The organism is Streptomyces sp. NPDC057136 (genome assembly GCF_042670885.1).
In the GTDB taxonomy this organism is placed as follows: Bacteria; Actinomycetota; Actinomycetes; order Streptomycetales; family Streptomycetaceae; genus Streptomyces.
Genome location: NZ_JBHUUV010000078.1, coordinates 1 through 11,978, shown reverse-complemented (window position 1 = coordinate 11,978; position 11,978 = coordinate 1). Strand labels below are relative to the sequence as shown.

The 11,978-nt window shown below is 69.1% G+C and carries 10 protein-coding genes and 2 pseudogenes; 5 read left to right on the top strand and 7 right to left on the bottom strand.

What is annotated here, in order from left to right:
- Window positions 1–126: 126 nt before the first annotated feature.
- The 3 genes and pseudogenes from ACFT7S_RS38345 to ACFT7S_RS38335 form a co-directional block, all read right to left on the bottom strand.
- Window positions 127–720, bottom strand: a complete 594-nt coding sequence (locus tag ACFT7S_RS38345) for an isochorismatase family protein (protein ID WP_382741106.1) — start codon at window positions 718–720, stop codon at window positions 127–129.
- Window positions 721–833: 113 nt separating this feature from the next.
- Window positions 834–1,524: pseudogene (locus ACFT7S_RS38340) on the bottom strand (HNH endonuclease family protein).
- A 542-nt stretch (window positions 1,525–2,066) separates the two neighbouring features.
- Entirely contained in the window at window positions 2,067–4,457 is a 2,391-nt protein-coding gene (locus ACFT7S_RS38335) for a hypothetical protein (RefSeq protein ID WP_382741103.1), read from the bottom strand.
- Window positions 4,458–4,575: 118 nt separating this feature from the next.
- Here ACFT7S_RS38335 and ACFT7S_RS38330 point away from each other — a divergent pair, with 118 nt between their 5' ends.
- Entirely contained in the window at window positions 4,576–4,773 is a 198-nt protein-coding gene (locus ACFT7S_RS38330; protein ID WP_382741100.1) for a hypothetical protein, read from the top strand.
- Window positions 4,774–5,029: 256 nt separating this feature from the next.
- Window positions 5,030–5,851 (top strand): annotated as a pseudogene (locus tag ACFT7S_RS38325) (ATP-dependent DNA ligase); the annotation flags it as partial.
- Between the two features lie 19 nt (window positions 5,852–5,870).
- On the opposite strand, the gene ACFT7S_RS38320 reads toward ACFT7S_RS38325, so the two are convergent.
- Window positions 5,871–6,320: a hypothetical protein gene (locus ACFT7S_RS38320; protein WP_382741097.1), complete on the bottom strand. Its 450-nt coding sequence runs from the start codon at window positions 6,318–6,320 to the stop codon at window positions 5,871–5,873.
- Window positions 6,321–6,325: 5 nt separating this feature from the next.
- Between ACFT7S_RS38320 and ACFT7S_RS38315 the strand changes: the two genes are divergently transcribed.
- Window positions 6,326–6,829 carry a hypothetical protein gene (locus tag ACFT7S_RS38315; protein WP_382741094.1) on the top strand — a complete coding sequence of 168 codons (504 nt, stop codon included), beginning with the start codon at window positions 6,326–6,328 and terminating at the stop codon, window positions 6,827–6,829.
- A gap of 28 nt (window positions 6,830–6,857) precedes the next feature.
- Here ACFT7S_RS38315 and ACFT7S_RS38310 read toward each other — a convergent pair whose 3' ends face one another.
- A complete protein-coding gene (locus tag ACFT7S_RS38310) occupies window positions 6,858–7,259 on the bottom strand; it encodes a hypothetical protein (RefSeq protein ID WP_382741091.1) in 402 nt (133 codons plus the stop codon).
- Window positions 7,260–7,673: 414 nt separating this feature from the next.
- Between ACFT7S_RS38310 and ACFT7S_RS38305 the strand changes: the two genes are divergently transcribed.
- Window positions 7,674–7,850 (top strand): hypothetical protein, encoded by a 177-nt coding sequence (locus tag ACFT7S_RS38305; RefSeq protein ID WP_382741088.1) that lies wholly within the window; start codon window positions 7,674–7,676, stop codon window positions 7,848–7,850.
- 84 nt (window positions 7,851–7,934) lie between these two features.
- Here the strand turns inward: ACFT7S_RS38305 and ACFT7S_RS38300 are convergent, their stop codons facing one another.
- On the bottom strand, window positions 7,935–8,924 hold the full coding sequence (locus tag ACFT7S_RS38300; protein ID WP_382741086.1) for an ROK family protein: 990 nt from the start codon (window positions 8,922–8,924) through the stop codon (window positions 7,935–7,937).
- Window positions 8,925–9,110: 186 nt separating this feature from the next.
- Here ACFT7S_RS38300 and ACFT7S_RS38295 point away from each other — a divergent pair, with 186 nt between their 5' ends.
- Window positions 9,111–10,139 (top strand): LacI family DNA-binding transcriptional regulator, encoded by a 1,029-nt coding sequence (locus ACFT7S_RS38295; RefSeq protein ID WP_382741083.1) that lies wholly within the window; start codon window positions 9,111–9,113, stop codon window positions 10,137–10,139.
- Window positions 10,140–10,422: 283 nt separating this feature from the next.
- Here the strand turns inward: ACFT7S_RS38295 and ACFT7S_RS38290 are convergent, their stop codons facing one another.
- Window positions 10,423–11,721, bottom strand: a complete 1,299-nt coding sequence (locus ACFT7S_RS38290) for a DUF6986 family protein (RefSeq protein WP_382741080.1) — start codon at window positions 11,719–11,721, stop codon at window positions 10,423–10,425.
- Window positions 11,722–11,978: the final 257 nt, after the last annotated feature.

Sequence of the window (11,978 nt, the reverse complement as noted above, 5' to 3'; positions counted from 1 at the left end):
CAGATGTATGCCCCGGCCGATGGCCGGGGCATACATCGTGCTGGGGCCTACGCGCAGCGGTCTGTCTCTGCCGGAGATCAGATGAATGGGCACGTTGGGCGGCGCATGGGCCTGCGTGGGCTGAGGTTATTGCGGTACGGGGGTCTCGCCGGATACGGCAATGCCTGCCCGGTGGAAGTCGTCCACGGCCGCGGCTGTTGTGTCAGCTGCGACGCCGACCGAGTAGTCCAGGCGTACCCGGGCGCGGAAGCCGGCCTTCACGGCGTCCAGCGCCGTAGCGCGCACGCAGTGGTCCGTGGCGATGCCCACCACGTCGACGTCCTCCACGCCGCGGGCGCGCAGCCAGTTGGCAAGGATGGTTCCTTCTACGTCGGCGCCTTCGAAGCCGCTCTTGGAGGAGCTGTGGGCGCCCTTAAAGAAGACCGCGTCGACTTTGCCACCGGTGACGGCGGGCGCGAAGTGCGGGTGGAATTCGCCGCCTTCGTCTCCGGCCACGCAGTGGACGGGGAAGCTGTCCTTGAAGTCCGGGTTCTCGGAGAAGTGGCTTCCCGGGTCGATGTGGTGGTCCCGGGTAGCGACCACGAACTGGTAGTCCAGGCCGGCGGTCTGTTCCACCAGGTCGGCGATCTCGGTGGCGATCCGGGCGCCGCCGGTCACGGGAACACTGCCTCCCTCGCAGAAGTCCTGCTGCACGTCCACGACGATCAAAGCTCGGCTCATGGCAAGCACCTTTCACAAGCGTTGGAATAACGGGTACGAACCACTGAGAATCTCCATCGCCCCGACGGGAGGCACCTGGCGCCGCATGATGCCTCCCATCCGGGCCGGCGCTGTTACGCGACCGGGGTGTACTGAACGATCGTGTCTTCGCAAGGCCCTTCGGCGAACACCGTCAGCGCTTCCAGTTCCGTGGTGTCGACAGCGAGCTGCCAGCGGAGCTTCGTCGCTACCCACTCCCCCACATACCGACACTGCGCGTCCGGAGCCGGCGGCATCCACTGGGCCGGGTCCTGATCCGACTTCTGACGGTTCGTACGGGCCGTCACCGCCACCAGCAACGCGCCAGCACCCTGATCATTCGCATACGCCTCACGGCGGGCGGCCGTCCAGGCCGAGGCCCCAGTCCCAGGCTTCAGCAAGGGGAACCATGTGGTCGATGTCCAGGGTGCGAGGGTCGGAGACCTCTTGATTGTCGTAGTAGGACAGCCAGGTGCCGCCGGTCAGCTTGCACCCGGACTCCACGACAGGGGCCACGATCGCCTCGGCCAGCAGAACCTCGTTGCGGGTGTTGCACCCATCCGTAGTGATGTCGCCGGAGTTCCAGTGCCGGAAGGACGACCGGGTGTAGCCGGTGCGATTCTCCTCATCGACCTGGACCAAACCGACGGCGTCGGCGAGCGTGGTCACCTCAACTGCCCGCAGCCCTTGATGCGGGGTCTGAGCGGCGTGGACGGGCGTGGAAGCCAGGAGCGGAACGAGGGAGAGGGAAAGCGCGCCGAAGCCGCGCAGCAAGTTCTTGATCACCCCCGCGTTCTACCGGCGCCCCACCCCCGACCAGGTGCCAAACAGCTTCCTCTCACCCGCCTGGGCGCCGACATTCACCGCAGGAACGATTCACAAGGCGAGACCCTGGCCGGCTTCGTCTGGGAGCGCGAGGGCCTCACGCGGACCGCAGCATGTTCCCTCTTACGTCACCGACCCCGCCGCGGTCAGTGGGCAAGTCGCCGGCGCCCACGGATGGCACCGCCAGCCCGGAGGGCACCCGTCGACCAGCAAGTCGTGCTCAGCATGCCCTCGTACGTTGCGGCCGTGTCCGGACCGCGTGAGGATCGGAATGCGGGTGTAGCTTCCGGCTGTAGGATTTCGCGGCTCGTGTCATCGAGCGCAGCCCTGACCGGCGCGTTTCTGGGCTGTCTTGGCCCGTCCCGGCGTGCCCGTGTCTCAGCCGGTGGGCATGTCATTGCGGATGCCTTATGTAGTCATCCGCTCTGCCCACTCCCGAACTGTTCGTCAGACGGCTCGTCGGCTGGCGCCCTGCGCAGGCTTCTAACCAGTGCCGGGATCGGTCACCACAGTTCTGTGTCAGGGGCGTCAATTTCGTCAGCGTCGGCAAAAACCGCTTGGAGCACGGCGATGGCCCGGGGATGCTCCGAGGCGCTGTCGCGCCCGACACCGAGGACAATCCGGGCGAGGCCCGCGTCGATTGCTTTGCGGGCAAGGGGTCCCGCATGAGCGCTGTCCTGCTGAAGCCGCCGGAATAGCAGCTCTCGAAGCGGCTGCACTGTTCCGTGGTCGACCGCAGTGAATGCCTGCTCATCAGCCTGAGCGTGGTCGCCTGCGTCCTCAGCGATCAGCATGGGGACGCGAGTCCAGCCTGCCTCGACGCCTTCCTTGTGGATCCGCATCGCGCCCTCGTCGTCGCCTTCCTGAAAATGAAGGCGGACAAGGTCGCCGTAGTCGTCAATCAGCCCGGCGCCGACGGCCTTCTGGAAGTAGACCTTGGCGTTGGTCAGGTCGCCCGCCGCCTCATAGCGGTAGGCAAGCCGGGGGTACGCGTAGATGTCGCCGATTGCCGCGATGCGTTCGGTCCATTCGGCGGCTTCCTTGAAATGCGTGTCCTCGGCCAGCAGGAACACCAGGCTCTGCATGGCGTCGGGATCGCCGGCTTCGGCGCCCAGTCGGTAGAAGCGCTCGGCGTCAGCCCGGCGCCCGTCCTCCTCATGCCGCTGACCAATGTGGTTGTAGGCGTCCACGACCCCCTCCTCGGCCAGCTTGTCCCAGATAGCAAGGGCGGCCTCTCGGTCTCCGGCGCGCTCCAAGATTCGCGCCCCTGCCTGATCGGCCAGGAAGTCCGGCCAGTCCTTGAGGGCGCTGGTGTCACCAAGGCCGACGGCCTGGCGATAAAGGGCATCAGCGCCGTCCCGGTCGCCAGCTTCTTCCTGTTGCCCGGCCAGGCGGATCCGGACACGCGTGCTGCCGTGTTCGGCGGCACAACGAAGCAGGTAGTGGGCCCATTGGAGGCGGTGACGGTCTTCAGCGGCGTCGGCGAGGTTGTCCAGGTCGTCGGGGTTGGTGAGGTGGGTGTGGGCGGCGTGCCAGAAGGACGCGGGCGGGCAGAGCCGTCTTCGAGCGCGGCGGCCATGCTGTTCGAGGTAGTCGGCCAGACGGAACACCGGGCCCGGACCTGTCGGCGTGCTTGCGGTGCTCTGGGCCGGTGTGGGCGGGCGCCTGGGAGGACGGGGGGTGGCGTGGCGGAGGGGGGCTTGCTTGCCGTGGACGGGCTGGGCAAGTTCGGCGAAGGCGCGCTCGGCCCAGTCGTCGGTGAGCTGGTCGTAGTCGGTGTCGGTGAGGTAGTCGCTCGCGGCGTCGGTCAGGAAGGTCTGGGGGAGGTGGAGGCTGACGCCGAGGCGGCGTGCGTCGATGGCGGCGTCCAGGAGGGCTCGGGCAGGAGGGGTGGCCTGCTGATAGCGGCGCACGAGTTCCGGGGCCCCGGCCAGGTCCTGGGGCACTCGTCCGTCACGGGCCCGGGCGAGCGCGTCACCGAGGAAGTGGTCGCCGGCTTCGGCGAGCGCGGTCGCGGCGGCCAGCGCGGCAGCATCGAAGCTGTCGGGGACGGCCAAGGTCCGCCCGGCGAGGAGTTCCCGGACCCGGCTGTGCGGGTCAGGCATCTCTGGTCTGGGCAGGGCGGTGTATTGGTGGGCGTATTCGGGCCAGAGCGTGCCCAGTACGAGCACCGGGCTTCGCCCGGTGTCGGTGAGAAGTCGGTGCACCGCGGCGGTGATCTGTTCACCGACAGCGGGGTCGCCGAGGTAGTGCTGGGCCTCATTCAGCCACACCACTGTCCGCGGCCCGACACGGTGTAGTTCCTTGAGCGCCGCTTGTGCGCGGGTCGGGTCGAAAGGGTGCCACAGTCGCCAACCCAGCGATGCGAGCGGTTGAACGGCCTCCCAGCATGCCCTTGTCTTCCCGGTTGAGGAGCCGCCGACCAGCACGACCATTCCGCTTCGGCCGGCCGCCGCATCCTGCACTACGGTGCCGAGTATCCGGTCATGCTCTCTGGGTACGTACCCGGGCAGCTCTCGGCCTGCCAAGGCGTCGGTATCTACTGATCGGCCCGGCCCGGCGGGGTGCACCTCCAGATCGTGCGGCTCCCACTCCCTGATCTGCCTGCCCGGCCCCCGCCCCGCACAACTGTCCGCCCCTGGTAACCCGGTCGCGAGCCGCTGCAACTCAAGCAGCTCGTTCGCGGGCAACTTCAGCACACGGGCCAGCGCGGCCACGGTCTGCGCTGACGGAACATCCCCCCGGGGCGCGAGTGCCGTCGACACCGTCGTGCGCCCCAGTTTCGCCCGGGTGGCGAGCTGCGTCTTGTTCAGACCAGCCGTGGCCAGTGCGTCGGCCAGGCGGCTATGCAGCTCGGCCCGCGCCAAGACCTGGCCATCAAAGTCCTCCTGCACGCCTCTGCCTCCTGGTGGTGTGTTCGCCGGTGTTCATCTTCGTCCTGGCGAACCATGGCGCACACCAATTTCGCGACTTTCGATCACGTCAACCCACCACTGCCATCAGGAGCTTGCCGTGACTGTCGCTGTCCTTCTCCTCACCATCGCACTCGCCGTCATCGTCGCTTTGCTGACCGCAGCCACCGCGGCCAAACTCGCCCGTCTCGACGGCGCCACCTACCCCACCGCTCTCACCCGCGCTGCCATCGCCTTCGCCGCCGTCATCACCCTCGCCACCACAGTGAGCGCGGCCATCACCACCCTCCTCAACTGAGACCCGCCACTCCCTGGAGTACCTGTCAGCGGAACGATCGCCATGGAGTCGCAAACCTCAGCAGATCGACAGACGCTGATGTCCGCGTGGGACGCTGTACAACCTTGTCGCCCGGTAGTTGCAGGCTGACAGTCGCGGCGGACTTTCCATGGCGAAGCCCCAGCCAGGGTGAAGCCCTGTCAACCACGATCCCGCTTCCAGCCCTGAGGAGCGCAGCAGCCCATCACCAACCGAACGAGTGAGGTCGCCCAACCAGAGCGTGGTCCTGCGATCGCGGTCCGGGGCCGACATCACCGCGGCATACCCCGAACTCGTGGCCTTCGGTTCCGCCCTGGGCCGGCCCGCTGTCCTGGACGGGGAGATCGTCGCCTTCGACGACCAGGGGCGCAGCGACTTCGAGAGGCTGCAGTCCCGGATGGGGCTGACCGGCTCGCCCGCGAAGGCGGCCCGCATGGCGCAGCGTGTACCCGCCCACCTCATCGTCTTCGACGTCGTGTTCCTCGGCGGCAGGATCATCACGAAGCTGCCCTGCGCGGAGCGGCGCGAGGTGCTGGAAGGGCTCGGGCTCGCGGGTACGCACTGGTCGACGCCCGCGTCGGTCGTCGGCCACAGGACCCAGGCCCTGGAGATGACGAAGGCCGCAGGTCTGGAAGGACTCGTCGCGAAGCGGCTCACCTCGGTCTACGAACCCGGGGTGAGCTCTCGTGCGTGGATCAAGATCCGTCACGTCCAGACCCTGGACGTCATCGTCGGTGGTTGGGTACCCGGGCGCGGCCGGCTCGCCGGCTTGCCCGGCGCCCTACTCGTCGGCGAGCAGGGCAAGGACGGCCTGCGGTACGCGGGAAGCGTGGGCACCGGCTGGAGTGATACCGAACGTGCAACCCTTGCCGAGCTCCTCCACGCCGCCACGATCGACCACTGCCCATTCACGACGGTGCCGCCGGTGGCCGGGGCACGGTGGGTGCTGCCTCGCCTGGTCGGTGGGGTCCGCTACGCGACCCGGACCCGGGCCGGACGGCTGCGCCACCCCTCCTGGCACCGGCTACGCCCGGACCTCACCCCGGATGACATCACCTGACCCGGACCCGGCGTTCTTGCTACGCCCGCGCCTCGGCCGGCTCGTGGGCGTGCTTCAAGGCCATCCTTGCGGCGACGGCGTCGGCCCCGAGCGTTCTCCAGTGCGGGTGCGCGGACACGGCGAGGCTCAGCTCAAGCAGCCGCGCCCGGTACTGGTCCACGCGTGCGGCCTGTTCCGGCGTGTATCCGGGGAGGTCCACTTTGTGGGAGACGTAGTCGGTGTGCAGTTGCTTGTCACTCTTCCAGCCGGGCATCGGCTCGCGGGACCACGGGAGCATATTGGCGTACTGCTCGTACTCGGCGCGGGTCTGGTGAAGCGCGATCTGGGCGTCGCGCAGGTCGTCGGGCTTACCGATCGTCGAGTCGACCGGATGGGTCCTGAGCTGTGGCGATGCGTCGCGGACATGTCCGTGACGTGCCCTTCGATATGTTCTTCGAAGCTCGTGGATGTCGAGCCGGAGGTGTGTCAAGGAGGATGAACGTGTCTGGTGAGCGGCTCGACTCGGAGTGGGTGCGAGGCTGGTGCGAGCAGACTTCTGCGGAGCTCGCGGTTTTGATGTCGTCGTTTCTGAAGACGCACGGGTTCCCACCTGGCGAGAACGCCGTCATCCTCGCAACGGATGAGAGCCATAGGGCGACGGACGAACTCGTGGATCTGACGCCGATCCCCTCTGACCTGACGACCCTTTACTGGGTGGTCAGCGAAGTTTCCTTGCCGGATATTGAGCACGGTTACTTCGTCCACCCGGCCTCGACGGTCGCTGAGCACTTCCGCGAGTACGGATCTGTCCAGATCGACGATGAGCCACCTGCCATCGTGTTTGCCAGCGATGGTGGCGGTCATCTGTTCGCAGTGGCAGGCAGTGGACAGGTCTGGAAGTCGACTACTGCCTCCTGGTTCGACGATTTCGCGGTCGTCGCAGCATCGATCCAGGAATTCCTTGAACAGATCGGCCGAAGGGTCGTCGGCCAGGACTGACCCTGCAGTCCGTGACACGGCAGCCGCTTCAGGATCGGTCACGTTCCAGAAGCTGGGCTTCGAGCTGAGAGATCCGCCGATCCAGGAAGCGCGTGTTGGAGCGGGCGGCTTGGAGACGGTCTTCGAGTGTGCGCTTGTCTTGGGACAGGTGGCGCAGGCGCTCCTTGAGGGCCGTGTTCTCGACGGTCATGAGCTGGGCCGGCGCGGCGACGGCCGCCTGACCGGACAGCAAGGCGGCTTCTGTCGCCAGCACGAGGGCGGACGCCAGTGCCCGCCGGGCGCGCGGCCCGGCGGGCAAGGTATCCGGCCGACGGTCCGGGAGCCGGATGGCGGCGGCCCCCTGGGTGTAGCCCGGCGGGCCCGAGTCCCCTCGGCCCGATAGCTCACGGCGCCCCTGGTTGACCGAACGGTCCCGGATCTGGAACTCCATCGCATTCGTCTCCCATCCGTCCCCCATGGGAGACGGATGGGAGACGAATGGGAGACGGATCTTCCCAATCAAGGCTAGCTGCGGCTAGCTGAAGCTAAGTAAGGCTAGGTTTCGAGCAAATAGCAGCAGGCAGGACGCTGACCTGGCCTTGTGTCGACACAACCGTTGATCCAGACGATCACGGTTCCCCCTCTTCCGTAGCCCCCTGTGGCTTGCCCGCAACACCCTGCCGTGGAAACCCTGCCGCGGAAACCCCGCGGCGAGGCCGTTGCGGCGACATGGCCGGCGGGTCCCGTCGGAGGGCGTCCCACTGTACGAGCTCCCCTGCCCGGGGTCCCGGTCACAACGGCCGTAACGAGAAGGGAAGGACGTCGTTGGAGCCATCATCGACAGGGACCACGAGGGGGCCGCGCCATGCGTCGGACAGTGCTTGAGCAGTTTCCCGCAGGCGGGCCACGAGGCAGTTTGCCCGCGGAGGAGTTCGCCGAGGCCCGCCGCGGGGAAGGCATGGCGGCCGAAGTGGTGATGGACCTGGAGCAGGACGCCTTCCTGGTGATCGTGCCGCAGCAGGCGACGGATCGGGGCCGCTGAGCGAGCCCCCGGGGAGCCGGAAACAACCCAGGGGGTGTCCGGCCTGACGAACCGGGCACCCCCTGGAAGACCTGCGCGCGGCCGCTACCGAAGCGCTGCGGCCGGAGCCCCCTTCGCTCCGGCCCCCGTCACTCCTGCCCCCTGCGCCCCCGACGCCCACGCCGCGGCGGCTGCGCCCACCAGCCCGGCGTCGGTGCCCATCACCGCGGGCGCCACCGTGAGCTGCTGGACGAAGGAGAGCGTGGCGTAGTCGCGCAAGGACCGTCGCAGCGGCGCGAAAAGGACCTCGCCCGCGCCGGCCACTCCCCCGCCGACCACCGCGATATCGATCTCGGCCAGCGTCGCGGTGGCGGCGATTCCGGCGGCCAGCGCCTGGGCGGCCCGCTCGAACGAGGCGATGGCCACCGGGTCCCCCGCACGGGCGGAAGCGGCCACGGCGGCGGCGGTGGAGTCGCCGTCCGGGCCGGGGACCCAGCCACCGTCGAGGGCGCGGCGCGCGATGTTCGGACCGCTCGCGATGCGCTCGACGCACCCCCGAGCGCCGCACGGGCAGACGTCGCCGTCGAGGTCCACGCAGATGTGACCGATGTGCCCGGCGTTGCCCGTGGGGCCCGGATGCAGTTTCCCGCCGAGCACCAGGCCACCGCCGACGCCGGTGGAAACCACCAGGCAGAGCGCGTTGTCGTATCCCTGGGCGGCGCCGAGCCAGTGCTCGGCCGCCGTCATCGCGACTCCGTCGCCGACCAGTACGACAGACAGCCCGCCGGTCACCGCGGCCACCCGGTCCACCAGGGGGAAGCCCCGCCAGCCAGGGACATTGACCGGGCTGACCGTGCCGGCCGACGCGTCCACCGGGCCGGCGCTGCCGATCCCGACGGCGCCGGCCCGCTCCCACAGCGAGGAGGCCCGCAGCTCGGCCAGGACGTCACCGACCGCCCCCATCACCGTCTCGGCGCCGTCACGGGCGGGCGTGGGGCGCTGCGCCCGTACGAGGAGGGCGCCGTCGCCGTCCACCAACGCGCCGGCGATCTTGGTGCCGCCGATGTCGAGCGCGGCGACGAGGTCGGTATGCATCGGTGTGGGCTCTCCGGATGGTGAGGGGGCGGGACCTGCGGGTTCAGTCCATAGTCTGCACAGTCTCCATTCAGCTGACAACGTTGTCCAGGGCCTATGCTCGACGCCACAGCCTCCGGCCCTCTCCCTGGCACCGCCGGCGTGGGCCGCCGGATCACCCTTACTCCGACGACAGGACAGCGCACCGTGGCCGAGACCGCCCGTCATTCCGAGAGCCGTTACGGCAACCGGCCGACCATGAAAGATGTGGCAGCCCGCGCCGGAGTGGGCCTCAAGACGGTCTCCCGGGTGGTGAACAGCGAGGCCGGCGTCACGCCCGACACCGAACGCCGCGTCCAGGAGGCGATCGACGCCCTCGGCTTTCGCCGCAATGACAGCGCGCGAGTCCTGCGCAAGGGCCGCACTGCCTCCATCGGGCTCGTCCTGGAGGACCTGGCCGACCCGTTCTACGGACCACTGAGCCGCGCCGTCGAAGAGGTCGCCCGCGCCCATGGCGCGCTCCTGATCAACGGTTCCAGCGCCGAGGACCCCGACCGCGAGCAGGAACTGGTCCTCGCGCTGTGCGCCCGCCGGGTGGACGGCCTGATCGTGATCCCGGCGGGTGACGACCACCGCTATCTGGAGCCCGAGATAAAAGCGGGCATCGCCACCGTCTTCGTGGACCGCCCGGCCGGCCGGATCGACGCCGACATAGTCCTCTCCGACAGCTTCGGCGGTGCGCGCGAGGGGGTCGCCCATCTGATCGCGCACGGCCACCGCAGGATCGGCTTCATCGGTGACCAGCCGCGCATCCACACGGCGACCGAGCGACTGCGCGGCTACCACGCGGCCATGACGGACGCCGGTATCACCGTCGAGGACTCCTGGGTCTCCCTCGGCTCCACCGACCCGGCCCGGGTGCGTGCGGCGGCCGAGTCCATGCTCTCCGGTCCCGAACCGGTCACCGCCCTCTTCGCGGGCAACAACCGTGTGACGGTGACCGCCGTACGCGTCCTGGCGGACCGTGAACGCCCCGTCGCCCTGGTCGGCTTCGACGACATCGAACTGGCCGACCTGCTCGGCATCACCGTCATCTCCCAGGACGCCGCCGCCGTCGGCCGCACGGCGGCCGAGCACCTCTTCCGCCGCCTCGACGGCGCCGACCACGCCCCGGCCCGCGTCGAACTCCCGACGACACTCGTCCCTCGCGGCTCCGGCGAACTCCCGCCCGCCTGACGGCCGGTGGCAGGGTACGCACGGCCGAGGCCCTTTAGGAGAGAGCGCCGCAGGTTCACTGCGATGTGGATCGCACCGCGCCCATCGGTGTATCCGCGTATGTGAGTCCGCTCGGCTACGTTTCGTCCTCCCCCTTTCACGCCCCGGGCACCACGCGGGACCTGTTCGTCACCTGGCTCGATGCCTCCCAGCTGGAAGTCGTCGACGCCGGCGAGGGCGTCTTCACCCCAGGGGGCGAGTACGGCGGCAGTGAGCAATCCCTGCCGCCGTTGGGCGCCCCGCGCTACGGCGCCGTGACCGTCAGGTTGCCGCGGCGCGGCGAGGCGAAGGCGTCGAGGTCGGCGCGGGTGAGGCCGGTGAGGCTGGCGACCTCGGCGGTGTCGAGCGCTCCGCAGTCGATACCGCGCAGCAGATAGCCGCTGAGGGCCTTCGCCGTGGCGGGTTCGTCCATGACGTCCCCGCCGGCCTTGGCCACGTAGGCGGCGAGGCGGGCGGCCGCCTGCTCCAGACCTTCGCGGTAGAAGGTGTAGACGGCCGCGTAACGGGTCGGGAGGTGGCCGGGGTGCATGTCCCAGCCCTGGTAGTAGGCGCGGGCCAGGGCGCGGCGGGTGAGGCCGTAGTGGAGGCGCCAGGCTTCGTGGACCTGGTGGGTGGGGCCGACCGGCAGTACGTTCGTGGAGCCGTCGGAGACCCGTACGCCGGTTCCCGCAGCGGCGACCTGCATGACGGCCTTGGCGTGGTCGGCGGCCGGGTGGTCGCTCGACTGGTACGCGGCGCTGACGCCGACGCAGGCGCTGTAGTCGAAGGTGCCGTAGTGCAGGCCGGTCGCGCGGCCCCGCGCGGCGTCGATCATGCGGGCGACGGCGGCGGTGCCGTCGGCGGCGAGAATCGACTGGCTGGTCTCGATCTGGATCTCGAAGCCGAGCCGTCCCGACGGAAGTCCGTGCGCGGTCTCGAAGGCTTCGAGCAGCTCGACGAAGGCCGTGACCTGCTCGGGGTACGTCACCTTCGGCAGCGTCAGGACGAGTCCGTCGGGGAGGCCTCCGGCCTGCATCAGTCCGGTGAGGAAGACGTCGGTCGTGCGGATGCCCCGGTCGCGCACGGCGGCTTCCATGCACTTCATCCGGATGCCCATGTAGGGGGCGGCCGTCCCGTTCCCGTACGCCTCGGAGATCAGCCGGGCGGCGCGGGCGGCGGCTTCGTCCTCCTCGGCGTCGGAGCGGGGGCCGTAGCCGTCCTCGAAGTCGATGCGCAGGTCCTCGATCGGCTCGCGCTCCAGCTTGGCGCGTACGCGGTCGTGGACCGGGCCCGCGAGTTCGGCCGGGATGCCGAGCACCGCGGCCAGGGCGGCGGCGTCGGGGGCGTGCTCGTCGAGGGCCTTCAGCGCCTGGTCGCCCCAGGAGCGGATGGTGTCCGAAGTGAAGGCGTCCCCGGGGACGTAGACGGTATGGACGGGCTGGCGAGTCCCGGGGTCCCCCGGGTAGCGGCGGGCGAGTTCCGCGTCCACCGACGTCAGAGAGGCACTGATGCTCTCGCTGACCTCACCGGCGAGGCTCGTTGCCACCTTCTCCTGCTGACCCATTCCCACACCCTCCAAATACTCACTGTTTCCGCTTCCCGGAATCAGTAATCCACATAGCGAAGTTAATAGGCGGTCGTGACCTGCGTCAATGGTTGCCCGAAAGCGACCGGGGCCGCGCGGTGAGATCACCACGCGGCCCCGGCCCTTCGGAACTTCCCCTGCTCAGCCCTTGCGGTTGTGTACTTCTTCGGTGAGTTGGGGGACGACGGTGAAGAGGTCTCCGACGATGCCGTAGTCGACGAGGTCGAAGATGGGGG